Annotated in this window: 1 rRNA gene; it reads left to right on the top strand. The window is 43.3% G+C overall.

Features of this window, described 5'->3' with window-relative positions:
* Positions 1 to 300 precede the first annotated feature (300 nt).
* A 23S ribosomal RNA gene (locus HPT30_RS00675) occupies positions 301 to 409 on the top strand; the annotation flags it as partial.

The following is a 409-nucleotide window of genomic DNA, read 5'->3' as shown; positions in this document are numbered from 1 at the left end:
TTACTTCCAAATCTCAGGTTTAGGCCTGTTACTCACTCGTTGCTCAGTTTTGAGAGTTTAAGCTCTCAGTTTCTGAAAGGTTTGGACGATCACGTTAGTGTCGTTAAACGTTTCAGACTCAGACTCAAACTTGATCCTTGAAAACTGGATACCGAAACGAATTTGCGTTTTAGAACATCTTTTAGCTGAAACTTGTGTAAACAAGTTGAAATAGTTATTAGTTGCAACAATCGTATTCGCGAAGAAAGAAGGCTGTTGAAGCAATTCAATGTCCAATATTTCTCCGCAGGAGAAAATTGAGGTTAAGCTAATAAGAGCACACGGAGGATGCCTAGGCGCCAGGAGCCGACGAAGGACGTGGCGAACAACGAAACTGCCTCGGGGAGCTGTAAGCAAGCTTTGATCCGGG

The organism is Paenibacillus agri, assembly GCF_013359945.1.
Lineage (GTDB): Bacteria > Bacillota > Bacilli > Paenibacillales > Paenibacillaceae > Paenibacillus_AQ > Paenibacillus_AQ agri.
This window is presented reverse-complemented; position numbering and strand designations above follow the sequence as displayed.